Source organism: Celeribacter sp. SCSIO 80838 (assembly GCF_056498065.1).
This window is the reverse complement of record NZ_JAZKMA010000001.1, coordinates 2591059-2615766: the sequence shown is the minus strand read 5'-3', so window position 1 is coordinate 2615766 and position 24708 is coordinate 2591059. Positions and strand designations below refer to the sequence as shown.

Sequence of the window (24708 nt, the reverse complement as noted above, 5' to 3'; positions counted from 1 at the left end):
AGGACGGGCGGCTCAGCTCGTCTTGCGCGCCACCATCTGGGCGATGCGTTTGAAATTGCAGACATGCACCCCCTGCTCGTCGATCCGCGCATTGAGCGCCAGCGTCGTCACCCCCAGCGGCTTGCGGATGGTTTTGAACCGAACCCCATTGCGCTGGGCGGTGCCGACCGAGGCGGGCACGATGCAAATTCCCTCGCCGATCGCCACAAGGCTGAGTGCGGTCTGGATGTCCATCGTCCAGACCCGGCGCGAAGTGTCGAGCCCCTGCGCCTCGCAACAGTCGAGCACAAGATCGGCATAGCTCGGGCGTGGATATTCCGGGTAGAGGATGTAATTCGGTCGGCCGAGCTGCGCCAGATCGACGCTGCGCCCGCCGGTGTCGAGCGTGTCGGGCACCGCCGCGATCAGATCCTCCTCCGTGAGATTGCGCGTCAGAATATCGCTGTCCTGAAGCGCCGGACGGGTCAGCGCCACGTCGATCTCGCGCGTCACCAGCGCCCGGTGCAATTTCGCATTGTTCATCGGAATGAGGCTCAGATTCACATCCGGATAGGCCGCGCGATAGGATTTCAGGATATTGGGCAGGATGCCAAAGGTCGCCGAGCCGACAAACCCCACGCGCAGCCGCCCCTCCGCCCCCTGCCCGAGCCGCTTGACCTCGAGCCGCGTGTCGTTGAGCTGCTCCATGATCGATTGGGCACGTTCCAAAAGCCGCTCGCCCGCCTGCGTCAGGCAGGTCGCGTTGCGCGAGCGGTTGATCAGCACCGCGCCGAGGCTTTCCTCCAGAAGTTTGATCTGACGGCTCAGGGGCGGTTGCGCCATGTCGAGCCGTTCCGCCGCGCGTCCGAAATGCAATTCCTCGGCAACGGCGATGAAATAGGTGAGTTGCTTGAAGTTCATCCGGGCCTCCCATCCCTCTGAACATGTCTGGCGACCGGCCCCGCGGGTGCGAGGCCGGTTGTCTCAATCTTGGAGGCTCTGGCTCAACCGGTATCGCCCCCCGCGACCATAAGCGTCGAAGCGGTGATATAGCCCGCCTCCTCGGAGGCCAGAAACAGGATCGGCGCGACCTGCTCATCGAGCGTGCCGTAGCGCTTCATCATGGTGGAACCGGTGACCTGTTCGACGGCCTCGGCCATCCACGCCTGTTCCGCCGCACTGTCCCCGGCCGCATTGCGCGGCACCCGGCGCGGCGGCGCCTCCGTGCCGCCCGGCGCGCTGGCCACCACGCGGATGTTCTCCTCCGCCAGCTCCATCGCGAGCGATGCCGTCAGGGCGTTAACCCCGCCCTTCGCCGCCGAGTAAGGCACGCGGTGAATGCCGCGCGTGGCATTGGACGAGACATTGACGATCACGCCGCCGCCACGCGCCCGAAGAGGCGGCAAAACCGCGTGACAGGCCCAGAGCGTCGGCATCAGGGATCGCTGAATCTCCGCCGCAATTTGCTCCGGCTCGAACGCCCCGAAGGGCCGCATGCGGATCGCGCCACCGACGCAGGTGATCAGGATGTCGATCCCGCCAAAGGCCTTTATCGCCGCCGCCATGACGGCCTCAGCGCCCGCATAGCTCTCCAGATCGGCCACCACGGATGTAGCGCGCCCCGGACCCAAAGCTGCGATCTCCTCGGCCACCTCGGCCACGAACTCGGCCCGGTCGGCCAAGACCACATCCGCGCCCTCGGCACAGGCCCGGGCGGCGACGCCCCGACCGATGCCTTGAGCCGCGCCGGTGATCACCATGACCTTGCCCGCAAACCTGCCGGGACAGATCATGCCGCCTCCTCCGCCGCATTGGGGGTGAATTTCTCGTAATGGAAACTCGCGGGTGTGACGCCCTTGTCCTTGAGAAATCCGCGCACCGCCTCGACCATCGGCGGCGGGCCGCAGAGGTAGAGGTCGATCTCGCCGTGGTTGAGCTGCGCGTCGCTCAGATGGTGCGTGACATAGCCCTTGAGCGGATGAGAACTGGCCGCATCCGCCACGGTCGCGGCCCATGTGAGATTGGGCAGACGCGCCGCCAAGGCCTCGATCCGGGCGGTTTCGACCAGATCGCTGTCCGAGGTCACGCCATAGATCAGATGCACCGGCGTCTCGGTCTCGCCCTTGACCGCCATGACCTCCAGCATCGACAACAGCGGCGCAAGCCCCGTGCCCCCCGCCAGCATCACCACCGGGCGCTTGCGTTCGCGCAGGAAAAAGCTGCCGAACGGGCCGGTGAACTCCAGCGTATCGCAAGGTTTCGCCACCTCGGTCAGATAGCGGCTCATCGCCCCGCCCGGCACGTTGCGAATGAGGAACATCGCCTCATCCGCCCCCGGCGCCGAGCTGAAGGAATAGGAGCGCGTCACGCCCAACCCCGGCACGGCAATATTGACGTATTGACCGGGCAGGAAATCGAGTGCCTCCGGGTTCGGCAGCGTCACCCCCAACACGATCGTGCTGGGAGAGACCTGTTCGAGCGTGGTGATCTCGCCCGAGAAGACCGACGGCCCGAGCTTGCAGCTCGAGGACGGCACCGGCACGGAGACCACGCAGTCGCTTTCCGGCACCATCTGGCAGGACAGAACCAACCCTTCTGCGGCCTCTTCATCAGAGAGCGCCTCTTCGAGATAGTCGTCGCCCATGTCAAAGGCGCCTTCCTCGCAGCGGCATTTACACGTCCCGCAGACCCCGTCGGAGCAATCCACCGGCAGGTTCACCTTTTGCCGGTAAGCCGCGTCCATCACGGTTTCCATCGGGTTGCAGTCGATCACACGGGTCACCCCGTCCTCGAAATTGAGGGCAATGCGATAACTCATCCGGCCCTCCTCAGACGTGGTACACGTCGATGACCTGATGGATGTAATCATCCTTCAGCACCACGGTTTTCGCGGTGATCTTCGGCGCCTCGCCCGACAGGTCGAGCGTGTAATAAGACGTGCCGAAAAAGCTCATCGTGGTCTGGTAGCGATGGCTCAGCGTGTGCCAGTTGAACCGCAGATCGAGGTCCTGCTCGCGCCGCTCCACGATCTCGATATTCGCGATCATGTGATTGGTGCGCGGCTCCGGCATGGTCGCACCGGAGCGTTCGGTCTTGATCCGGAACACCCGGTCCTCAAGGCCCTGACGGTTCGGGTAATAGATCAGCGAAACCTGCGACTGCGGGTCTTCGACCAGCTGATCGTCATCGTCCCAGGACGGCATCCAGAACGTGGCCTCCGGCGCGTAGCACTCAAGCCATGCGTCCCAGTCGCGGTCATCGAGAAGTCGGGCTTCCCGGTAGAGAAAGGCGGCGATCTGTTCGAGATCGGATTTCACGAAAGCGTTCATGCCATCACCTCCTCACCTGCGGAAACCGGCATGGCCGCCTCCTTGTCGAGCGCCGCGATCAGGAGTCCCGACCAGTATTCATGCTGGCGCACGAACAGACCTTCGTCCTCCGACCGGATACCGCTCAGGATCGGGGTCATCCCCATCGCCTTCGCGTTGTCATCCGGCCCGTCGATCCAGCGCGTGGCACCCCGGCTCAGGTCGTTCCACACGCCGTCGGCGGCGGCATAGGCAGTCTGACAGGCGCGGAATTCCTCAAGATCGTCGGGCGTCCCCATGCCGGAGACGTTGAAGAAATCCTCATACTGGCGCAGGCGCGTCGCGCGCTCTTCCGGGGCCTCGCCCACCGGGGCGAAACAGTAGATCGTGATCTCCGTCTTATCGACGCTGATCGGGCGCACCACGCGGATTTGCGTCGAGAACTGATCCATCAGGTAGACGTTCGGATAGAGCGCGAGGTTGCGGGTCTGGGTGGTGATGAACTCGGTCTTCTCCTTGCCGAGACGCGCCTCAAGCTCGTCGCGGTGGTTCCAGACCGGGCGCACTTCGGGGTTCAGCGTCCGGGTCCACAGAAGGATATGCCCGCGCTCGAACCCGTAGACCCCACCGACGCTTTTCGACCAACCGTTCGCGTCCACCGCCTGCGTGCCCTCGTCCTTGCGGTGGCCCATGGTGGCGGCGTAGTTCCAGTGCACCGAGCTGACGTGATAGCCGTCCGCGCCGTTCTCCATCTGAAGCTTCCAGTTGCCGTCGAACGTATAGCTCGAATTGCCGCGCAGAACCTCAAGCCCGTTGGGCGCCTGATCGACGATCTGGTCGATGATCACCTTGGTCTCACCCAGATGCGCATCGAGCGTCGGCATATCCGCGTTCAGGCTGCCAAACAGAAAGCCCTTGTAGCTCTCGAATTTGGCAACCGCTTTGAGATTGTGCGCGCCGTCCTTGTTGAACCCTTCCGGATAGCCGCCGGTCTTGCCGTCCTTGACCTTCAACAGCTTGCCGGTGTTGGAAAATGTCCAGCCGTGGAACTGACAGGTGAAGCTCGATTTGTTGCCGTGTTTGCGACGGCAGAGCGTCGCACCGCGATGCGCACAGGCGTTGATCACCGCGTGGAGCTCGCCCTCTTTGTCGCGGGTGATGACAATCGGAACCCGACCGATCCAGGTGGTGAAATAGTCGTTCGGTTCCGGGATCTGGCTCTCATGCGCGAGATACACCCAGCCGTTTTCGAAAATATGCTTCATCTCCAGATCGTAAATCTCGGCGTCGGTGAAAATATCCCGGCGGCAGCGGTGGATGCCGTTTTCGTCTTCCTCGACGGCCCCCGCGATGCGGTCTCTGAGCGTGGTGGTCATGCGTTCTCCTCCGTTTTGGCGCGTGCGCGATGGCACGTTTGCTGCCCTGTTCGGATCGGCGGAAAGAGCCCCGGCCCCGACACGCAATCTGACGACAGCCTGCAAAAACCCGGCCCCCGAAACGGGGGAGAAGAGGCCAGTCACGCCTCTTGAGACCTTTTTGGTATCTGGTGATACCTCCCTGACGGCCGCTCCTCCAGCCGCCGCATCCAAACAAGATTGGACCACTGTGCGAAACATGGGGTAAAAAATCCAAGACCAAGTTCATCTGTTTCTATACGAGGAGGGTATAGTATGGAGATGCGCCAGCTCCGCTATTTCGTCGCGGTCGCCAGCGAGCGGAATTTTTCCCGCGCCGCCGAAAAACTGCACATGGCCCAGCCGCCGCTCAGTCGCCAGATCCAGATGTTGGAGGCCGAAATGGGCACCGAGCTGATCGACCGCACCGTGCGGCCCCTGAAACTCACCGCGCCGGGGCGGCTTTTTCTCAAACAGGCGGAGCAAATTCTCGCCCATGCCGAGGCCGCCAAGAAGATGATCGAGCGTTCCGCCCATTCCGGTCGGCAAAGCGTTGTCTTCGGCTTCGTCGCCTCGACCATGTACGGGCGGTTTCCGGCGCTCATCCGCGGCTTTCGCAAAGTGGCGCAGGACGTCGACATCAACCTGATCGAGATGAGCAGTCTGGAACAGATCCCCGCCCTCAAGGAAGGCCGGATCGACGCCGGTTTCGGCACGCAGCGCTTCGAGGACCCGGCGATCACCCGCGTGCTCCTGCGCGAGGAGGACATGCTCGTCGCCATGCCCGAAACCCATCCGCTGGCACAGGAAGACGGCCCGCTGCCGCTCGCGCGCATCGCGCAGGAGCCGCAGATCCTCTATCCAAGCCAGCCGCGCCCGAGCTTTGCCGATCAGGTGCTCGCCGTGTTCCACGACCACGGTATCTCCCCCAACATCGCCCATGAGGCGCGCGAATTGCACATCGCCATCGGGCTTGTGGCCGCCGAGGAAGGCATCGCCATGGTGCCCGAAGCGGTGCAGCGCGCGCGCATGGAAGGGCTGTGTTTTCGCCCCCTCGTCGAACATGCCACCTCGCCGATCTTCATGAGCTTTCGCCGCGACGACAGCTCGCGCCCGATCCGCCAGATGATGGAGGTGATCTGCGACCGTTACCCCGGCTGGGGCTATGCCGCGCCCGAGGGGCTGCGCAAGGAGTTGGAGAAACGCGGCGTGGTGAAGGGTTAAGTCTGCGCCGCCACCGCGCCGATGTCGGAGGAGGCCACCGCCACCGTCTTGACGATGGCATGGATCGCCACACCCGGCGCGAGATCGAGCGCCTGTGCCGAGCGCCCGGTGATCCGCGCCAGAACCCGGCCCGCTTGCGTGTCGATGGCCACGATCACCGCGCCCTCATGCGGCTGCATCTGCTGCACCACCCCCGACAGGATGTTGAGCGCCGAAAGCCCCTCCGGCCTTTGCCGCGACAGGATCACATCATGCGCCGCGATCCGCACCCGCACCTTCTGACCCGGCGCCTGCGCAATCTGCGGCAGAAACAAAGGTTCTCCGCCCGCGTCCAATTCGGTCAGCCCGTCAGAGTGATGCCTCTTCACCGTCACGGTGAGCACCGCGCCCGCCTCCCGTGCGCCCATCGGCAAAACGTCAGGATCGCCCAAAACCTCCGCCGCAGCGCCTTGCCGCACCACCTTGCCGCCCTCTATGACAACGACCGTGGTCGCAAGCCGCGCCACCTCGCTGGCGGAATGGCTGACATAGAGGATCGGCACCGTCACCTCATCGCGCAATCGCTCGAAATAGGGCAGAATCTCCGCCTTTCGGGTCTCATCCAGGGCCGACAACGGTTCATCGGCGAGGATCAGTTTCGGCGCAGACAAAAGCGCCCGTCCTATGGCTACCCGCTGCTTTTCACCGCCCGAAAGCGCGCCGGGACGTCGGTCCAAGAGCGGCCCGATCCCCAAAAGCTCGACCACCCGCCCCATGTCCTCGCGCGGCGCGTGTTTCGGCGCAAACCATGCACCGTAGGTCAGATTTTGCCGGACCGTCAGATGCGGGAACAGCCGCGCGTCCTGAAAAATATAGCCCAGACGGCGCTGATGCGGTTTGAGCCGCAGCCCGGCGGCGGTGTCGAGCAGGGTCCACTCCCCAACCGCAATCCGCCCGCGGTCCGGGCGCAACAGCCCCGCCACCGCGTTGATCACCGTGGTCTTGCCGGAACCCGAGGCACCGAACAGAACCGTCAGCCCCGGCGGGGCCTCGAACCGCGCATCGAGCGTGAAACCGGCAAACGCATGGTGCAGATCGACCGATAACATCACTTGCCCCCCACCCGATCCGCCACACGTCGGGCGAGGATTTCAGACATCAACAGCGCCGCCATCGCAACCGCCACCGACACAAGCACCAGTTTCATCGCCGAACCTTCGCCGCCCGGCACTTGCAGGAAGGCATAGATCGCCGAGGGGATGGTGCGGGTCTGGCCGGGAATGTTGGAGACAAAGGTGATCGTCGCGCCGAATTCCCCCATCGCCTTGGCAAAGGCCAGAATGGCCCCCGCCACGATCCCCGGCAAGGTCATCGGCAGGGTCACGGTCAGAAACACCCAGAATGGCGAGGCCCCCAGAGTGGCCCCCGCCTGCTCCAGTTTCACATCCACCGCCTCGATCGACAGCCGGATCGCCCGCACCATGAGCGGAAAGGCCATGACACCGGCGGCCAGCGCCGCGCCTTCCCAACGAAAGGCAAAGGTGATGCCGATTTGATGGAGAACGCTCCCCACCGGCCCTTTCACCCCGAAGGTCAAAAGCAGCATATAGCCCGTGACCACCGGCGGCAGGATCAGCGGCAGATGCACGATGCCATTGAGCAATTGCTTACCCGGAAAAGACCAGCGCGCCAGAGCATAGGCGATGAAAATGCCCAAAGGCAGGCTCGCCGCCACCGCCCAGAAGGCGACGCGCAGCGACAGGCGCACCGCCGCCCATTCTTCCGGTCCCAACCAGTCCAGCAAAGACGTCCCCTTTAGTCCGCGACGACCACAAAGCCCTGACGCTCGAACGCCGCACGCGCCTCAGCCCCCTTGAGGTACTCAAGGAACTCCGCCTCAGCCGGCACATCGCGGTTCGCCAGATCGGCGGCAGGATAGACAATCGCCGGGTGGCTGTCTGCCGGGAACGTGCCGACCACGGTCACGCCCGCTTCCGCCGCCGCATCGGTGGCGTAGACGATGCCATAAGGCGCTTCGCCGGTGGCCACGAGCGCCAGAGCCGCCCGCACATTGTCGGCCTGCGCCACCTGCGCCTCGACATCGTCCCAAAGCCCGAGCGTTTCGAGCGAGGCCTTGCCGTAAATCCCGGCAGGCACCGCATCGACCAGCGCCATCGCCAGACGCCCGCCGTCCAGAAGCCCCGCCAGATCGAGATCGGGGGTGATCTCCACCGCATCGGCGTCGCCTGCCGCGATCAGCACGATGGAATTGTTCAACAGATCGAACCGCGTGCCCGGTTCCACCAGCCCATCTTCCTCAAGCGTGTCCATCCAGCCCGGATTGGCCGAGATGAAAATATCCGCCGGAGCCCCCTGTTGGATCTGGCGCGCCAGTGCCGAAGACCCCGCCAGTGAAATCGCAAGGCTGTGGCCCGTCTCGGCCTCGAATTTCTCTTCGATCTCGGCGAGCGCATTGGTCATGCTGGCGGCGGCGAAGACGGTGATCTCTTCGGCATGGGCCGTCAGAGGGGCAAAGGCCGAAACGGCTGCAAGCGCCAAAGCGCGACGGGGGAAAGAAACGGACATGGGAACTCCCTGAGCATGGATATGTTTGCACAAACATATCGCAACACATGCAGGAAGGGGCAAGCGTTATTTCCCTTCGGACATATCGAGACGCATATCGTCGCGCTCCGCCAGCATCCCCCGGATCATGGCAATCCGAGCCTCCGACGCCGCCTCGACCTCCGCCAGAATGGCCCGATATTGCGTCAAAACCGCCTCGCCTGTCTCCGTCAGATGCGCGCCACCGCCCTTGCTTCCGCCTCGCGCGGAGGCCACCAGCGGCTCTTTGAACGCGGCGTTCATCTCCTCGACCAGCGACCAGGCGCGTTTGTAGCTCATCGCCATCCTGCGCCCCGCCGCCGCAATCGAGCCAGTGTCGCGAATGCCTTCGAGCAAATCCGCCTTGCCCGGCCCGAGCATCAGCCGCGCGCCGAAATAAATCCGCAACCGGAGCCGCGTCTCGTCATCAAGTTCTTCACTCATAGGACTGTTCTGCCCCAGCGCCGCTTTCCGCGCAAGCGCCCTGCCCGCTGTCGCTCGGACTTGCGCCAGCCCCCCGCTTCATGGGATAGGGACGCCAGACCTGCCACAAAGGAGCCCGACATGACCGCCAAAGATGTCGCCATCGGAAATGTCACCTTTTCCAACGCCAAACCCTTCGGCCTCATTGCCGGTCCGTGCCAGTTGGAAAGCCTCGATCACGCCCGCATGCTGGCCGAGAAGATCGCCGAGGCCTGCGCGCCGACCGGCACCGGCTTCGTGTTCAAAGGCTCCTATGACAAGGCAAACCGCAGCTCGCTGTCGGGCAAGCGGGGTCTGGGCGCCGAAAAAGGCCTCACCATCCTGTCGAAGATCCGCGAGGAATTCGGCTGCCCGGTGATCACCGACGTACATGAACCCGCCCATTGCGCCATGGCCGCCGAAGCGGTCGACGTGCTGCAAATCCCCGCCTTTCTGTGCCGCCAGACCGATCTTTTGCTGGCCGCCGGAGAAACCGGAAAGGCGATCAACGTCAAGAAAGGCCAGTTCCTTGCGCCCTGGGACATGGACAACGTCGCCGCCAAGCTCGCCTCCACCGGCAATGACAAGATCATGCTCTGCGAACGCGGCACGTCTTTCGGCTACAACACGCTCGTCAGCGATTTCCGCGGCCTGCCGCGGATGGCCGAAACCGGCTATCCGGTGATCATGGACGCCACCCATTCGGTCCAGCAACCGGGCGGCAACGGCACCTCCACAGGCGGCGACCGCACCATGGTCCCCGTTCTGGCGCGCGCCGCCGTCGCCGTGGGCGTCGCGGGGCTGTTCATCGAGACCCATGAAGACCCGGACAATGCGCCCTCCGACGGGCCGAACATGCTCCGGATCGAAGACCTCGGCCCGCTTCTGGCAACGCTGCATGCGCTCGACACGGTCGTGAAACCGGCCTGAAGACCACCGACTCGATTTCCCTAAAATTTATCTAAAAACCCGGACAAATCGCCCGGGTTTTTCGCATTTCTGCCCCACATTTCGCCACGCACTCTCAGCAGAATGTAACCTGTGTCACGGCACACTCCGTGGCACACGAATTTCGAGGAGAGACGCCATGCACCCGAAAGACACTGAGCAGCTCCAACATCCGATCCCCGTTCCGCCGCTCGCCTATCAACGGCCCCTGCCGCAACAGCGCGCGCCCATCCCGATGAGCGAGGTGCCAACCGTCGCCGCCCGTCACATGCCGCATCCGATCTTCATCGATTGGGCGATGATCTGAGCCAACCTGGTCGGGCTTTGCTTGACGCGCCCCCGAAGCTGCGGGACAGTTGCGACATCCGCCTGTCTCGCAGTTCCGTGGACGCCCATGCCGACACCCGTCTCTTCCATCCGCAACCTCGGCCCCGCATCGGACGCAAGTTTCGCGCGGGCCGGGATCACCTCCGCCGAGGAGCTCCGTGAAATGGGGGCAGATGCCGCGTACAGGCACTTGCTCACGCACGGCACCCGCCCCCATTTCATCGGCTATTACTGCATCGTCATGGGGCTTCAGGGCCGCCCGTGGAACGATTGCAAAGGCAGGGAAAAGGACGAGTTGCGCGCCCGGTTCGACGCCATCGTCGCCTCCGTGCAGGAAGACAAGACCGCCGTGCCTCTGGGCATCGAGGCGATTTTGAACGACATCGGCACAGGGCTGCGACGCTAGACGCCTTTCGATCCGTTCGGAACTTTCCACAGAAGGCGGGCGTTTCCCTCCAAAGCACAAGCTGCACAAATTCAGGAGAGACACATGGACCTCATCCGCATCCTCGCCGCCATCCTCCTGCCGCCTCTGGGCGTTTTCATGCAGGTGGGCATCGGCAAACAGTTCTGGATCAACATCCTTCTGACGCTTCTGGGCTATATCCCCGGCATCGTCCACGCCGTCTGGATCATCGCCCGCACACCCGAGGAGGGCCGGATCTGAGCTTACGCGCTCATACCACATGAAAAAGGCCGCCCCGAAGAGCGGCCTTTTCAAATGTCGGAACCGGGTTCGGTTCAGCCAACCAGCTCGATGCCGGAGAAGAAGAAGGCGATTTCTTCAGCAGCGGTTTCCGGGGCGTCGGAGCCGTGCACGGAGTTTTCGCCAACGGAGAGCGCGAACTCTTTGCGGATGGTGCCTTCGGCCGCGTCCGCCGGGTTGGTGGCGCCCATGACTTCGCGGTTTTTCGCGATGGCGTTCTCGCCTTCGAGAACCTGAACCACAACCGGCTCGGAGATCATGTATTCGCACAGCTCACCGAAGAAGGGACGGTCTTTGTGCACGCCGTAGAAAGCCTGTGCCTGAGCCAGCGTCAGCTGAATGCGCTTGGAAGCCACGACGCGCAGGCCGGCTTCTTCGAACTTGGCAACGATCTTGCCGGTCAGGTTGCGCTTGGTGGCGTCGGGTTTGATGATGGAGAAGGTACGCTGGATCGCCATTGGGAAAGCCTCTTGGATCTCGATTTGCAGTGAAAACAGGTGCAGAAAGCTCCGCGCCCGAAGATTGCGCGCCGGATACCACGGGCAAAGCGGTTTGAAAAGCCGTGAATGGTGGATAGCGCAAGGCTTTCGCCTGCCCGTCCATGGACTGCGCATGGACATCGGGTCGAGCCCCCCGAATTTCTGAGCATCACGCCCACTGGACCGCACCCGCGCGCCCTGATATGCGGCTCTCATGTTGAAGATCCGCGATATCACCTATTCCGTCGAAGGCCGCACCCTCATCGAGGAGGCGTCCGTCACCATTCCCACCGGCCATAAGGTCGGCATCGTGGGCCGCAACGGCGCGGGCAAAACCACGTTGTTCCGGTTGATCAAGGGCGATCTCGTCCTTGAGGGCGGGTCCATCGAGATTCCGTCCCGCGCCCGCATCGGCGGCGTGGCGCAGGAGGTGCCCGGAAATGAGGTGTCGCTTCTCGACACGGTTCTGGCCGAGGACAAGGAACGCGCCAGCCTGATGGCCGAATCCGAGACCGCCACCGACCCGCACCGGATCGCGGAGATTCAGACCCGTCTCGCCGACATCGACGCGTGGTCCGCCGAAGGCCGCGCCTCCTCGATCCTCAAGGGTCTCGGGTTCAACGACGAAGAAATCATGATGCCCTGTTCGGCGTTTTCCGGCGGCTGGCGCATGCGCGTCGCGCTCGCGGGCGTGCTGTTTTCGCAGCCCGATTTTCTTTTGCTCGACGAACCGACCAACTATCTCGACCTCGAAGGCGCGCTTTGGCTTGAGACCTATCTCGCCAAATACCCGCACACGGTGTTGTTGATCTCGCACGACCGCGCGTTGTTGAACCGTGCCGTGGGGGCGATCCTGCATCTCGAAGGCAAGAAACTCACGCTCTACACCGGCGGCTACGACGATTTCGCCCGCACCCGGAGCGCCCAACGCGCGGTTCAGGCCGCCGCCGCCAAGAAACAAGAGGCGCATCGCGCCCACCTGCAAAGCTTTGTCGACCGGTTCAAGGCGAAAGCCTCGAAAGCCAAACAGGCGCAGTCCCGTGTTAAAATGTTGGAGAAGATGGAGACCATCACAGCGCCCGAAGACGCCGCGCGCATGGTGTTTTCCTTCCCGACGCCCGAGGAACTGTCGCCGCCGATCCTGCGGATCGAGGGCGGCTCCGTCGGCTATGACGGCAAGGCGATCCTGCAACGGCTCGACCTTCGGATCGACCAGGACGACCGCATCGCTTTGCTGGGTCGCAACGGCGAGGGCAAATCGACGCTCTCCAAATTGCTGTCCGACCGCCTGCCCGCCATGGGCGGCGACATCACCCGGCACAAGAAACTCCGCGTCGGCTTTTTCGCCCAGCACCAAGTCGACGAGTTGCATCTCGACGAGACGCCGCTTCAGCACCTGCGCCGCGCTTTGCCGAACCTTGAGCCGACGAAACTGCGCGCGCGCCTTGCGGGCTTCGGCCTTGGTGCCGATCAGGCGGAGACCGAGGTCGGGCGGCTGTCCGGCGGTCAGAAAGCCCGCCTGTCTTTGCTGCTCGCGACACTCGATGCGCCGCATCTTCTGATCCTCGACGAACCGACCAACCACCTCGACATCGAAAGCCGCGAGGCGCTGGTCGAGGCGCTGACCGAATACACCGGTGCCGTCGTCCTCGTGTCGCACGACATGCACCTTCTGTCGCTCGTGGCCGACCGGCTCTGGCTGGTGAAAGACGGCCGCGTGACCCCCTATGAGGAAGACCTTGAAGCCTACCGCCGCTTCCTCGTTCAGGGCGATGAGAAACCGAAAGAACCCAAGGCCAAACCCGCGCCCAAGGTCAAAAAAGCCACCCGCGAAGAGCTGATGGCGCTGCGGGCCGAGGTGCGAAAATGCGAGGACCGGGTCGAAAAGCTCAACGATATGAGCGAAAAGCTACAGGTCAAGCTCGCCAACCCCGATCTTTACGAGGACAAACAGGCCGCCGTCGTCTGGCAGAAAAAATATGCCGAAGTCTCGGAGGCCATGGACCGCGCCGAGGCGCTTTGGATGGCCGCGCTCGAAAAACTCGAAGCCGCCGGGGGCAAGAGCTGAGCCATGGACCCGCAAGTTCTGATCACGGCCTTCATGACGCTTTTCGTCATCATCGACCCGATCGGGCTTGCCCCCTTGTTCGTGGCGCTCACCCAAGGAGCGACGGCACAGCATCGCCGCGCCGTCGGCCTGCGCGCGGTGCTGATCGCCTTTGCGATCCTGACGCTTTTCGGCCTGTTCGGCGATCACGTGCTTGCCTTCATCGGCATCTCCATGCCCGCCTTCCGCATTGCGGGCGGGCTTCTGCTGTTCCTCACCGCTCTTGAAATGCTGTTCGAGAAACGCACGAAACGCCGCGAGGAACATGCCCAACACCCGGAGCATCAGCCGGTCGAAGACCCCTCCGTCTTCCCCCTCGCCACGCCTCTGCTGGCCGGTCCCGGCGCGATCACCTCGATGATCCTTCTCATTGATCAGGCCGACGGCGTCACCGGTGTCCTGTTCATGCTCGGCGTGCTCATCGCGGTATTGGCCGTTTGCCTGCTGTTCTTCGCTCTGAGTGGCGTCATGGAACGCGTCCTCGGCGCCACCGGCATCAATGTGGTGACCCGGCTCATGGGCATGCTGCTCGCGGCTTTGTCGGTGCAATTCGTCGTGGACGGGGTCAAGGCGATCTTCTTCATCGGTTGATCGTCCTTTTGACGTTTTCGTCAGGAACAGAATGTCCCACTGACAAACCCCGCCCGCGCCCCTATCTATATCCTATGGATCAGATGGACACCGCCCGCATTCTCTATCTCTCGCTGCTCCTCGGAGCGGTCGGGTTCTATTACGTCATCGCCAACCGCAAACGCATGGGCCAGATGGTGCGCCATGCCGTGCTCTGGGCGCTGATCTTCATCGGCGCGCTGGCCGCCGTGGGCCTGTGGCAGGACGTCCGCCCCCGCCTTGCGCCCGCGCAGATGAGCATGGGCGACGGCATCGTCACCGTGGATCGCGACCATTCCGGGCATTTCTCCGTCATGGCCGAAGTGAACGGCGCGCCCGTGGAATTCCTTGTCGACACCGGCGCGTCCAACGTGGTGCTCTCGAAAGAGGACGCCGAGCGCGCGGGCATCGACATCGACAACCTCGCCTTCACCGGCCACGCCCAGACCGCCAACGGCTCGGTGCGCACGGCGGCGGTCAAGATCGACACGCTGGAGATCGAAGGCATCACCGACAGCCGCGTGCGGGCCTATGTCACCGATGGCGAGCTGTTCGGCTCGCTTCTTGGCATGGATTACCTGCAACGCTATGAAAGCATCGAGATCAAACAGAACAAGCTGATTTTGACGCGGTGAGTTGGGGGGCTTTGCCCCTCACCCGGGCTCCGCCCGTTCGAGGCTGAAACGCTCCCCCGGATCGTTTCCAAGCCGCCTCTCACCCCCAGGATATTTTTAGACAAAAGAAGCCGCAGTCAGCCCTTCTTGCTCTCCGCCTTCTTTTCCCAGCGGCCGCTTTCCTCGGACCAATATTGCGCCTCGGCCCCGGCCCCCGTCAGGGTTTTCCACTGCACCCGCGCGTGTTGCACCGCCGCCTCGTCATAGCCGTCGAACAGGATACAGGCGCGGTCGAGTACTGCAATTTCCTCAGCACTCAGATCCGCCCCGCCCACGCTCATCACGCAGGCCGCTTTGTTGCCCCCCGCGCCCGTGGTGAACAGCACCGGCTGGTCCGCGTCATGCGGCCCCCCGGCCATACCATGCGGCAGAAATCCCTCCCGCAGCCAGAGCGCCTGATCGAGCGCGCGCAGCATCTCCTCAGAGCGCCCGCGCACCTCGACCCGCCAGCCCGCAGAGAGAGATTTCTCCGCAAGCGTGGCCAGCGTGTCGATCAACGGGCCCTGAGTGAGGTGATAGAAATAGACAGCACCCATAAGGTGTTAGCCCTCTTTGTTCATCTCGTCGATCATCCGGTTGAGCGCCAGAACGCCCCAGCCGGTCGCGCCTTTCGGCGCCAAAGCCGTCCCGGAGGCCACCGAGGCCACACCCGCGATGTCGAGGTGAATCCACGGCGTCTCATCCTTGACAAACCGCTTGAGGAATTGCGCCGCCGTAATGGCCCCGCCCCAACGCGTGCCGACGTTCTTCATATCGGCGACGTTGGATTTCAAGAGATCGTCATAGCCCTGTCCCATCGGCAGACGCCACGCGCCCTCGCCCTCCGCCTCGGCGGCTTTGAGGAAGGTGGTGCAGAACGCATCGTCATTGGAGAACACCCCGGCGTTCTCATGGCCCAAAGCCACGACACAAGCGCCCGTGAGCGTCGCGAGGTTGACCATGGCTTTCGGCGCAAAGGTCTGTTGTGCGTACCAGAGCACATCGGCCAGAACGAGGCGGCCTTCGGCATCGGTGTTGATGATCTCGACCGTGTCGCCCTTCATGGATTTGACCACATCGCCCGGCCGCGTCGCCTGACCGTCGGGCATGTTCTCCACCAACCCGACAAGCCCCACAACATTCACCGGTGCCTTGCGCAGTGCGAGCGATTTCATCACGCCCGACACCGTGCCCGCGCCGCCCATGTCCATGGTCATGTCCTCCATGCCCGCCGCCGGTTTGATAGAAATCCCGCCGGTGTCGAAGACAACACCCTTGCCGATGAGCGCCAGCGGCGCTTCGTCGCCGCCCGCCTGCCATGTCATCACCACCATTTTCGTCGGCGTCACCGAGCCTTGCCCCACGGAGAGCAAAAGGTTCATGCCGAGCTCCGCGAGACGGTCCTCCTCGAACACCTCGACCTTGACGCCAAGGCTTTCGAGCTCCGTGAGACGGGAGGCGAATTCCACCGTAGTCAGGACGTTCGACGGCTCGGACACCAGATCGCGGGTGAAGAACACGCCTTCGGCCAGCGCCGTGACCGTCGAAAGATCGACCGCCTCCGGTTTCGCCACCGCGAGCGTCACGGCGGGCGCAACGGGCGCTTCGTCCAGCGTTTTATGCGCGGTGAAGCTGTAATTCCTGAGCATCAGCCCGAGCGACAGCTCCTCGACCCGCTTGAGGCTGCCCGGCAGCACCAGAGCGCCCTCTTTGTCCAGAGCCGCCCCAATCGCCGCGCCCGCCTTGCGGCAAAGTTCGACCGAGGCCTGATGCGCCAGCTTCACCACCTGCACCGCAGAGGCGGCCATGCCGACCGGATAGGCCAGATCCTTCGCCTCGCCCTCTTTCATCTTCTCGAAGGCCGGGCTTTCGACAAACCGCGCCAATGCGCCCTTCGTCAGCCGGTTGATCCGCCGCGCCGCCGGGCTCATCTTGCCGTCGGGCGTCACCATGACGGAGACCCGTCCGGGGGCTGCGGCGATGGCGTCGAGGTCCAATTCGGTCACGGTGATCTGGGCAAGCGCGGTCATGGCAATTCCTTTGCTGAATTCGGGTTTTCCCATAGGTAGCGGCCATACCCCCGACTGACCAGTGCGAGTTTGCGCCGATTGCATCGGTTTGCGCACGGGTTTCTGCTTTCTCCCCGCGCAGGCTGCGGATAAAGTCCGCCCGAACGCAAACACCAGTATCGGGACCAGTGGGTTGGGAAGATTCGACAAATACATGCTTCAGCAACTGCTGATGCTGTTCGGATTCTTCTCGCTTTTGCTGGCGCTGGTGTTCTGGGTGAACAAGGCGGTGAGCCTCTTGGACTGGCTGATGGGCGACGGTCAATCGGCCTCGACGTTTTTGCAACTCACGCTTCTGTCCCTGCCGACGATCCTCGTGAACCTCCTGCCGATCGCGGCCTTTGCCGCCGTGGTCTATGTCACCAACCGCCTGTCCTCGGAATCCGAACTGGTGGTGGTGCAGGCGGCGGGCTATTCGCCCTATCGCCTCGCCCGCCCTGTGCTGTTCTTCGGCCTCATCGTCGGGCTGATGGTCGCCATCCTCGCCCATGTGCTTGTGCCCCTGTCGCAGCGCGAACTGGACCTGCGCCGCGCCGAGATCGCCAGCGACGTCACCGCCCGGCTCCTGACCGAAGGCTCCTTCGTCCATCCGGTGCGCGGCATCACCTTCTACGTGCGCAACATCTCGGCCGCGGGCGAGCTTGAGGACGTCTACCTCTCGAACAGCCGCGAAAAGAGCCAGCGCCAGAGCTTCATGGCCTCGCGCGCCCTGATCGTCAAAGACGACAGCGGCCCGATGCTCCTGATGTTCGACGGCATGAGCCAGACCTATGAACTCGCCGCACAGCGCCTCTCCGTCACCCGTTTCGACAGTTTCTCCTACAGCCTCTCGGGTCTGCTCGGCGAAACCCGGACCCGGCCGCGCACCCTGCGCTCCACCGACAGCCTCGCCCTCTTGCAGGCCAGCCCGGCGCTTCAGGAAGAGATCGGCCGCACACCGCAAGAGATGTTCGCCGAGGTGACCCAGCGCACCAACAAGGCCGTCCAGGGACTCGTCATCTGTCTCGTCGGCTTCGGCGCGCTGCTGATCGGCGGATTTTCGCGCTTCGGCCTCTGGCGCCAGATCCTTCTGGCGATCCTGCTTCTGGTCGTGGTGAAAACCCTCGACAACAGCTTTGGCGGCATGATCGACGACACCCCAAGCCTCTGGCCGCTGCGCTATCTCGCCTCCGTTCTGGCCGTCGCCATGGCGCTCGGGCTGATGTGGAAGGCCGCCCATCCGCGTCTGCGCCGCCGCAAGGACGACACCCCGGACCGCGAGGGAGACACGTCATGAGGCTCGATCTCTATTTCGCCCGCCGTTTCCTGCGCGCCCTCTTGATTGTCCTCGCGATGTTCGCCGGGCTCATCCTCATGGTCGAAAGCCTCGACCAGCTCCGCGATCTCGCCGATCTCGGGGTCGGCAGCGCCGCCGTTCTGCACATGGCGCTCCTGCGCGTGCCGCGCACGCTCTACGACATCCTGCCGATCATCGTGATGATTGCCACGCTGGTGCTGTTTCTCGGTCTTGCGCGCTCCTCCGAACTGGTCGTCGCCCGCGCTGCCGGACGCTCCGCCCTGCGTTCCCTGGTGCCGCCGATTGCCGTCGCCTTCCTGTTCGGTGCGCTCAGCGTCGCCGTGTTCAACCCGATTGCCGCCACCACCGAACGCAGCTACGAGCGGCAGAAAACCCTGTTCAGCCAGGGCGAAGCCCAGGTGTTTTCGGTCTCCGACGAGGGGCTGTGGCTGCGCGAAGGCACGCCCAGCGGCCAGATGGTGATCCGCGCCGGGCGCTCCAATCTCGACGGCTCGCAATTGCAGGAGGTGAGCTTCATCGGCTTCGCCCCCGACGGCACACCGCTCTATCGCATCGAAGCGCAGAGCGCCCAGATTGAGGACGGCCAGTGGCATCTCACCGGGGCCAAGCGTTGGCCGCTGACCGGCGCGGCCAACCCCGAGGCCGCCGCCACCGTGCACGACACGCTCACCCTGACCACCTCGCTCACCCCCGATGAAATCCGCGACCGCTTCGGCGCGCCCGAGGCCGTGCCGTTCTGGGAACTCACCAGCTACATCGACAAGCTCGAAGTGGCCGGCTTCTCCGCCCGTTCTTACCGCATGTGGCTGCAAAGCGAGCTGGCCCTGCCGTTCTCCTTTATCGCCATGGTGCTGATCGCCGCCGGTTTCACCATGCGCCACACCCGTCTCGGCAACACCTCCTCGCGGGTGATCACCGCCGTGCTTCTGGCCTTCGGCTTCTATTTCCTGCGCTCCTTCGCCATCGTCATGGGACAGAACGGATTGCTGCCGATCTCTTTGGCCGCCTGGGCGCCGCCGCTTGCAATCATCCTCGCCTCTCTTGCCCTTCTGCTGCATTTGGAGGATGGATAAGGACATGACCGCCGCACCGAAGGCCCCCCTTTCCCGTCGTGCGCAACCTCTGCGCGCCCCGCTCACGGCCCTCGCCCTGAGCGCTGCCCTGTCCATGGCCGCGCTGCCCGCGATGACCCAGACAGCATCCGAGCCCTCCACCGCGCTGATGGCCGACAGCGTCAGCTTCGACGGCACGCTGTTGATCGCCTCCGGCGCGGTCGAAGTGTTGCGCGGCGACACGCGGCTCACCGCCACGCGCATCACCTTCGATCAGAAGACCGGCGCGCTCTCGATCGAAGGTCCGATCCGTCTCACCGAAGCCGATGGCGCGACCGAGATTCTCGCCTCCGCAGCCGAGATCGACACCGAGTTGAAAAACGGCCTTCTGCTGTCGGCGCGCATGGTGATCGACCGCCAGATGCAACTGGCCGCCGCCCGGCTCGACGTGGTCGAAGGCCGCTATACAAGGCTCGAGAAAACCGTCGCCTCGACCTGTGAGGTCTGCGCCGTGCGTCCGGTGCCGCTTTGGGAAATTCGCGCCAGCGAAGTGATCCACGACAACGAGACCCATCAGCTCTATTTCACCGACGCGCATTTCCGCATCGTCGACATTCCGGTGTTCTGGCTGCCGCATCTGCGGGTGCCCGACCCGACCGTGAAACGCGCCAACGGTTTCCTGATCCCGGAGATCCGCACCGATTCCACCCTCGGAACCGGCATCGAGATCCCCTATTTCATCACCTTGGGCGATCACCGCGACCTCACCGTCGCGCCCTATCTGGCAAGCCACACCACGACGCTCAACCTGCGCTATCGTCAGGCCTTTGTGCATGGCGATCTCGAACTGAACGGCGCGGTCAGCTCCGACGACACCCGCGACGGGCTCCGGGCCTATCTCTTTGCCGAGGGCAACTGGCGGCTCGACAATGGCATGAAGCTCGGCTTCGATCTGCGCGCCACCTCCGACATCGCCTATCTGCTCGATTACGGCTATTACGACGAAGATTACCTGCCCTCGAAAGTCACGCTGAGCCGCTACCGCGAAGACGAGGCCATCGACGGGCAATTCGTGTATTCCCGCAGCCTGCGCGATTCCGATGTGGCGATCGAGGACACGCTGCCCTTCCTTCTGGGCGAGTTCAGCTACGAACATCTCTACGATCCGGCCCGTCTGCCGGGTCAACTGAGCTTCGGGATCACCGCCTCGACCTCGTACCGCGATTCCGAAGACGACATCGACGGCTATGACGTGCTGCGTCTTGGGGCCGAAGGGCGCTGGAGCGGCTCGACCGTCTTCGGCCCCGGCCTGAAACTCGAAAACGCCGCCGCCCTCTATGTCGACGGCTACCTGCAACAGCAATATTCCACCTACGAAAACCACGTCACCCGCCTCACCGGCAGTGCCGAAACCCGCCTGAGCTGGCCGCTCACCCGTACCACCGCCTCCGGCGCGTCCGAGCTTCTGGAACCGCTGTTGCAGCTTGGCTGGTCCGACAGCACCGGCGGCGATGTGCCCAACACGGATTCGCGTTTCGTCGAGTTTGACGAGGGCAATCTTCTGACCCTCGCGCGCTTTCCCGGCGCGGACCGGCGCGACACCGGCCTGACCGCCGCCGCCGGGCTGCGGTTTTCGCATTACGGCGAGACCTCCGACTATGGCCTCACGCTCGGTCGGGTCCTCAGCCTCGAAGATCACGACGCCTATTCCGTCGCCTCCGGCCTCTCCGGGCAAAGCTCCGACTGGCTCATCGGTGCCGGGCTGCGCTTCCAGAACGGCTTTGCCGCCAATACCCGCGCGCTCTTCACCGAAGACGCGGAAATCACCAAGTGGGAAACCCGTCTCGATCTCAGCCGCCCACGCTATGCCATCGGCTCCTCCTATGCCTATGTCATCGCCGATGCTGCGGAGGACCGTGACACCGATCTCAACGAATTCGGCTTCGACGGCTCGGTGAAACTGGCGCAGAACTGGAGCGCCACGGCGCAATATCTCTACGATTTCAACGAGGACGAAGCCACCCGCGCCGGGCTTGGACTACAGTTCCAAAACGAATGCACCCGGCTCAAGCTCGAATTGTCGCGCCGCTACTGGAATACCGATTCCCTCGATCCGACCACCCGCGTGGCGTTTTCCGTCGGCTTCGGCGCCTTCGGATCGGCCACGCAAAAGACCGGTTCCTGCGCCTTCTGAGACGTGCCCCAAGCCCGTCATCGCCCGTCGCACCGCCTCGCTGCGTTCACAATCGGGATATTCCCCGTCCCGCACAGCGCCCAGACGAGCAATCCGCTTGGCCCAGACCGCGAAACCTCTTAAAAGAAACCGACATCTGGACGAAAGCTCCGAAACCGGGGCAACAAGTGGGCATGGGAGTGAGCATGACACGCAAATTCGGGGCTGATCTTCTGGAGGCGGTGAAAACCTCTCTGCGCAAACCCTTGCCGACCGGCACAATCCGCAGCGGGCTTTTCGCTCTGGCGCTGGCTGTGCCCGGGCTGACCCCCGGACTGGCTACGGCCCAGAATCTTTTCGCCCCCGCCGCCTATGTCAACGACAAGGTGGTGACCGGCTACGAACTTGAGCAGCGCATGCAGATGCTCTCCGTTCTCGGCGGCGCGCAAAGCCGCAAGGACGTGCTCGACGCGCTGATCGAAGAGCGCCTCAAACAACAGGCCGCCGATCGCGTGAATTTCAAACTCACCGACGAACAGGTCGCCTCCGCAATCGCCGAATTCGCCGCCCGCGGCAAGTTGCAACCCGAACAGTTTCTGTCGCTGATGGCACAAAACGGCGTTTCGGCCCAGACCGTGCGCGATTTCGTGTCCTCGGGCATCATCTGGCGTGAATACGCCCGCGCCCGGTTCTCCTCGAAAGCCCAGATCTCAGAAGCGGAGATCGACAAGGCGCTGCAATCGAACGGCCCCTCCGGCGGGCTGCGTGTGGCTCTGTCCGAGCTTTTCCTGCCCGCGCGCACCCCTGAAGAGGCCGCGCAATCGGATGCGCTCGCCAAACAGATCGCGGCCAACCCCACGATCCCGGCCTTTGCCGCCGCCGCCGAGAAATACTCCGTCGCCCCCTCGCGCGAGAAAGCCGGGCGGATGGAATGGGCCTCGGTCGGCGATCTGCCGCCTGCCCTGCGTGCCGCCGTCATGGGCCTCAAACCCGGCGGGATCAGCGCGCCCCTGTCCACCGGCAACGCCATCGGTCTGTTCCAGCTGCGGTCCGTCGCCGAAATCGACACCCCGACGCCCAATGCCAACGCCATCAAATATGCCGCCTATTACATCGCGGGCGGGCGCTCCGAGGCCACGCTGAAACGCGCCGCCGAGGTGAAGGCCAATGTCGACACCTGCGACGACCTCTATGGCATCGCCAAGGGCGAACCGGAAAGCGTGCTCCAGATCGACACGCTGCCGGTGAGCCAGATCCCCAACGATGTGGCTTTCGAGCTTGCCAAACTCGATCCCGGCGAGGTCTCCACCGCGCTGACCCGCGCCGATGGCCAGACGCTTGTTTTCCTGATGATGTGCGGCCGCAATTATGAGGCTCTGGCCAATGCCGACCGCGACGCCGTGCGCGCCCAGCTGCAATCGCAACGCATCGGCGCGCTGGCCGACAGCTTCCTCGCCGAAATGCGCGCCGACGCCACGATCGTGATCCCATGAGCCAGAGCGATCTGCGCCCCTCCGATCTCGCCCCCATCGCCCTGAGCTGTGGCGAACCCGCCGGGGTCGGCCCCGAGCTTGCGGTCAAGGCCGCCAAGCTTCTGGGCGGGGCCGTGCCGTTCTTCTGGATCGGCGATCCGCGCCACCTGCCCAAGGATGCGCTGTTCGAAGAGATCGACAGCCCCGCGCAGGCGCTCGACATCGCCCCCGGCGCTTTGCCCGTGCTGCACCACGACTTCCCCGCCGAGGTCCGCCCCGGCCACCCCGATCTCTCGAACGCCCACGGCGTGATCGAGGTGATCCGCCGTGCCACAGCACTCGTGCAATCGGGCGAGGCCTCCGCGCTTTGCACCGCGCCGATCCACAAGAAAGTCCTGAAGGACGGCGCGGGCTATGCCTTTCCCGGCCACACCGAATTCCTCGCCCATCTCGGCGGCGTCGAGCGCGTGGTGATGATGCTCGCCTGCACCGAGCTGCGCGTCGTCCCCGTGACCATCCACATCGCGCTCCGCGATGTGCCGGAGGCCTTCACGCCCGAGCTTCTCGAAGACACCATTCGCATCACCGCCGCCGATATGGAGCGCTTCTGGGGCTATGCCAATCCGCGCATCGCCATCGCGGGGCTGAACCCGCATGCGGGCGAAGGCGGCGCGATGGGCAGCGAAGAGATCGACTGGATGATCCCGCTCATCGACCGCCTCAAGACGCAGGGTTTCGATCTCAAGGGCCCGATGCCGCCCGACACCATGTTCCATGGCCGGGCGCGCGCGGGCTATGACGTGGCGCTTTGCGCCTATCACGATCAGGCACTGATCCCGATCAAGACCATCGACTTTTCCGGCGGCGTCAACGTCACCCTCGGCCTGCCCTTCATTCGCACCTCGCCCGATCACGGCACCGCCTTCGACATCGCGGGCAAGGGCGTGGCCGATCCGTCGAGCCTCATCGCCGCGCTCAAGATGGCGCAGGATATGGCGATCACCGCCCGGAAAGCACGCTGATGGCCGCTGTCGACGGGCTGCCGCCGCTCCGCGAGGTCATCGCGACCCACGAGCTTGTGGCGAAGAAATCGCTGGGGCAAAACTTTCTGCTCGATCTCAACCTGACCTCGAAAATCGCCCGTCAGGCGGGCGATCTGACGCAATGCGACGTCCTGGAGGTCGGCCCCGGCCCCGGCGGTCTGACCCGTGGCCTTCTGGCCGAGGGCGCGCGCAAGGTTCTCGCCGTCGAAAAAGACAGCCGCGCCATGGCACCGCTCGCCGAAATTTCCGCCGCCTATCCCGGCCGGCTCGAGGTGATCAACGCCGATGCGCTTGAAATCGACCCGCTCGAACGCCTGACCGCCCCGGTGCGCATCGTCGCCAACTTGCCGTATAACGTCGGCACGGAATTGTTGGTGCGCTGGTTGACGCCCTCGTCCTGGCCGCCCTATTGGGCCTCGCTGACGCTGATGTTCCAACGCGAAGTGGCCGAGCGTATCGTCGCCGAGCCGGGCTCGAAGAAATACGGACGTCTCGCGATCCTGTCGCAATGGCGCACCCGGCCCCGCATCGTCATGGAACTGCCGCCGGAAGCCTTTAGCCCGCCGCCGAAAATCCATTCCGCCGTGGTGCATTTCGAAGCCCTGCCCGCGCCGCGGTTCGAAGCCGATCCGAAGATCCTTGAGCGCATCGTCGCCGCGGGTTTCAACCAGCGCCGCAAGATGCTCCGCGCCTCGCTGAAAGGCCTCACGCCCGACATCGAAGACCGCCTGACCGCCGCCGGGATCAAGCCCACGGACCGCGCCGAACAGGTGCCGATCGAAGGCTGGTGCGCGCTCGCCCGCGAAATGGCCAAGGCCTAGGC

At 64.0% G+C, this 24708-nt stretch carries 26 protein-coding genes; 14 read left to right on the top strand and 12 right to left on the bottom strand.

From position 1 onward, the window contains the following. Nucleotides 1-12 precede the first annotated feature (12 nt). From V1475_RS13055 to V1475_RS13035, 5 genes are all read right to left on the bottom strand, one after another. Nucleotides 13-900 (bottom strand): LysR family transcriptional regulator, encoded by an 888-nt coding sequence (locus tag V1475_RS13055; RefSeq protein ID WP_479413086.1) that lies wholly within the window; start codon nt 898-900, stop codon nt 13-15. A gap of 83 nt (nt 901-983) precedes the next feature. Next, nucleotides 984-1772, bottom strand: a complete 789-nt coding sequence (benD, locus tag V1475_RS13050) for a benzoate diol dehydrogenase BenD (protein ID WP_479413085.1) — start codon at nt 1770-1772, stop codon at nt 984-986. Beyond that, nucleotides 1769-2797, bottom strand: coding sequence for a benzoate 1,2-dioxygenase electron transfer component BenC (gene benC, locus V1475_RS13045; protein WP_479413084.1), 1029 nt, complete (start codon nt 2795-2797; stop codon nt 1769-1771). Before benC ends, benD begins: the two co-directional genes overlap by 4 nt. A gap of 10 nt (nt 2798-2807) precedes the next feature. After that, nucleotides 2808-3308: a benzoate 1,2-dioxygenase small subunit gene (gene benB, locus V1475_RS13040; protein WP_479413083.1), complete on the bottom strand. Its 501-nt coding sequence runs from the start codon at nt 3306-3308 to the stop codon at nt 2808-2810. Next, complete coding sequence (locus tag V1475_RS13035) at nt 3305-4663, bottom strand: Rieske 2Fe-2S domain-containing protein (RefSeq protein WP_479413082.1); 1359 nt, start codon at nt 4661-4663, stop codon at nt 3305-3307. The genes benB and V1475_RS13035 overlap by 4 nt, the downstream gene beginning before the upstream one ends. 294 nt (nt 4664-4957) lie before the next feature. On the opposite strand from V1475_RS13035, the gene V1475_RS13030 reads away from it, so the two are divergent. Further along, nucleotides 4958-5905, top strand: coding sequence for a LysR family transcriptional regulator (locus tag V1475_RS13030; RefSeq protein WP_479413081.1), 948 nt, complete (start codon nt 4958-4960; stop codon nt 5903-5905). Here the strand turns inward: V1475_RS13030 and modC are convergent. The 4 genes from modC to V1475_RS13010 all read right to left on the bottom strand — a co-directional run bounded on the left by modC (nt 5902) and on the right by V1475_RS13010 (nt 8932). Beyond that, on the bottom strand, nt 5902-6993 hold the full coding sequence (gene modC / locus V1475_RS13025; RefSeq protein WP_479413080.1) for a molybdenum ABC transporter ATP-binding protein: 1092 nt from the start codon (nt 6991-6993) through the stop codon (nt 5902-5904). The two genes, V1475_RS13030 and modC, sit on opposite strands and share 4 nt — an antisense overlap. Continuing rightward, nucleotides 6993-7685, bottom strand: a complete 693-nt coding sequence (gene modB, locus V1475_RS13020) for a molybdate ABC transporter permease subunit (RefSeq protein ID WP_479413979.1) — start codon at nt 7683-7685, stop codon at nt 6993-6995. The genes modC and modB overlap by 1 nt, the downstream gene beginning before the upstream one ends. Nucleotides 7686-7699: 14 nt before the next feature. Further along, nucleotides 7700-8470: a molybdate ABC transporter substrate-binding protein gene (gene modA / locus V1475_RS13015; protein ID WP_479413079.1), complete on the bottom strand. Its 771-nt coding sequence runs from the start codon at nt 8468-8470 to the stop codon at nt 7700-7702. Nucleotides 8471-8536: 66 nt separating this feature from the next. Next, on the bottom strand, nt 8537-8932 hold the full coding sequence (locus V1475_RS13010) for a winged helix-turn-helix domain-containing protein (protein ID WP_479413078.1): 396 nt from the start codon (nt 8930-8932) through the stop codon (nt 8537-8539). A 120-nt stretch (nt 8933-9052) separates the two neighbouring features. Here V1475_RS13010 and kdsA point away from each other — a divergent pair, with 120 nt between their 5' ends. From kdsA to V1475_RS12990, 4 genes are all read left to right on the top strand, one after another. Further along, the gene (kdsA, locus tag V1475_RS13005; RefSeq protein WP_066701704.1) at nt 9053-9880 is read left to right on the top strand and encodes a 3-deoxy-8-phosphooctulonate synthase; all 828 of its coding nucleotides are present in this window, start codon (nt 9053-9055) and stop codon (nt 9878-9880) included. 157 nt (nt 9881-10037) lie between these two features. Beyond that, on the top strand, nt 10038-10205 hold the full coding sequence (locus V1475_RS13000) for a hypothetical protein (RefSeq protein ID WP_479413077.1): 168 nt from the start codon (nt 10038-10040) through the stop codon (nt 10203-10205). 87 nt (nt 10206-10292) lie between these two features. Next, nucleotides 10293-10631: a TfoX/Sxy family DNA transformation protein gene (locus tag V1475_RS12995; RefSeq protein WP_479413076.1), complete on the top strand. Its 339-nt coding sequence runs from the start codon at nt 10293-10295 to the stop codon at nt 10629-10631. 84 nt (nt 10632-10715) lie between these two features. Beyond that, on the top strand, nt 10716-10892 hold the full coding sequence (locus V1475_RS12990) for a YqaE/Pmp3 family membrane protein (protein ID WP_479413075.1): 177 nt from the start codon (nt 10716-10718) through the stop codon (nt 10890-10892). 74 nt (nt 10893-10966) lie between these two features. On the opposite strand, the gene ndk is transcribed toward V1475_RS12990, so the two are convergent. Beyond that, a complete protein-coding gene (ndk, locus tag V1475_RS12985) occupies nt 10967-11389 on the bottom strand; it encodes a nucleoside-diphosphate kinase (RefSeq protein WP_066701699.1) in 423 nt (140 codons plus the stop codon). 235 nt (nt 11390-11624) lie between these two features. On the opposite strand from ndk, the gene V1475_RS12980 reads away from it, so the two are divergent. From V1475_RS12980 to V1475_RS12970, 3 genes are all read left to right on the top strand, one after another. Next, on the top strand, nt 11625-13478 hold the full coding sequence (locus V1475_RS12980; RefSeq protein ID WP_479413074.1) for an ABC-F family ATP-binding cassette domain-containing protein: 1854 nt from the start codon (nt 11625-11627) through the stop codon (nt 13476-13478). Between the two features lie 3 nt (nt 13479-13481). Further along, nucleotides 13482-14108, top strand: a complete 627-nt coding sequence (locus V1475_RS12975; RefSeq protein WP_479413073.1) for a MarC family protein — start codon at nt 13482-13484, stop codon at nt 14106-14108. Between the two features lie 83 nt (nt 14109-14191). After that, a complete protein-coding gene (locus V1475_RS12970; RefSeq protein WP_342352345.1) occupies nt 14192-14761 on the top strand; it encodes a retropepsin-like aspartic protease family protein in 570 nt (189 codons plus the stop codon). Nucleotides 14762-14877: 116 nt separating this feature from the next. Here the strand turns inward: V1475_RS12970 and V1475_RS12965 are convergent, their stop codons facing one another. After that, a complete protein-coding gene (locus tag V1475_RS12965; RefSeq protein WP_479413072.1) occupies nt 14878-15336 on the bottom strand; it encodes a DNA polymerase III subunit chi in 459 nt (152 codons plus the stop codon). A 6-nt stretch (nt 15337-15342) separates the two neighbouring features. Next, nucleotides 15343-16809 (bottom strand): leucyl aminopeptidase, encoded by a 1467-nt coding sequence (locus tag V1475_RS12960; protein WP_479413071.1) that lies wholly within the window; start codon nt 16807-16809, stop codon nt 15343-15345. Between the two features lie 193 nt (nt 16810-17002). Here V1475_RS12960 and V1475_RS12955 point away from each other — a divergent pair, with 193 nt between their 5' ends. The 6 genes from V1475_RS12955 to rsmA all read left to right on the top strand — a co-directional run bounded on the left by V1475_RS12955 (nt 17003) and on the right by rsmA (nt 24706). Beyond that, entirely contained in the window at nt 17003-18124 is a 1122-nt protein-coding gene (locus V1475_RS12955; protein ID WP_479413070.1) for an LptF/LptG family permease, read from the top strand. After that, nucleotides 18121-19218 carry an LPS export ABC transporter permease LptG gene (gene lptG, locus V1475_RS12950; protein WP_479413069.1) on the top strand — a complete coding sequence of 366 codons (1098 nt, stop codon included), beginning with the start codon at nt 18121-18123 and terminating at the stop codon, nt 19216-19218. Before V1475_RS12955 ends, lptG begins: the two co-directional genes overlap by 4 nt. A gap of 4 nt (nt 19219-19222) precedes the next feature. Then, nucleotides 19223-21391 (top strand): LPS-assembly protein LptD, encoded by a 2169-nt coding sequence (locus V1475_RS12945; protein ID WP_434287403.1) that lies wholly within the window; start codon nt 19223-19225, stop codon nt 21389-21391. 185 nt (nt 21392-21576) lie between these two features. Then, nucleotides 21577-22863, top strand: coding sequence for a SurA N-terminal domain-containing protein (locus V1475_RS12940; protein WP_479413068.1), 1287 nt, complete (start codon nt 21577-21579; stop codon nt 22861-22863). After that, nucleotides 22860-23864 carry a 4-hydroxythreonine-4-phosphate dehydrogenase PdxA gene (gene pdxA, locus V1475_RS12935; RefSeq protein WP_479413067.1) on the top strand — a complete coding sequence of 335 codons (1005 nt, stop codon included), beginning with the start codon at nt 22860-22862 and terminating at the stop codon, nt 23862-23864. Before V1475_RS12940 ends, pdxA begins: the two co-directional genes overlap by 4 nt. Further along, complete coding sequence (gene rsmA, locus V1475_RS12930; protein ID WP_479413066.1) at nt 23864-24706, top strand: 16S rRNA (adenine(1518)-N(6)/adenine(1519)-N(6))-dimethyltransferase RsmA; 843 nt, start codon at nt 23864-23866, stop codon at nt 24704-24706. The genes pdxA and rsmA overlap by 1 nt, the downstream gene beginning before the upstream one ends. Nucleotides 24707-24708: the final 2 nt, after the last annotated feature.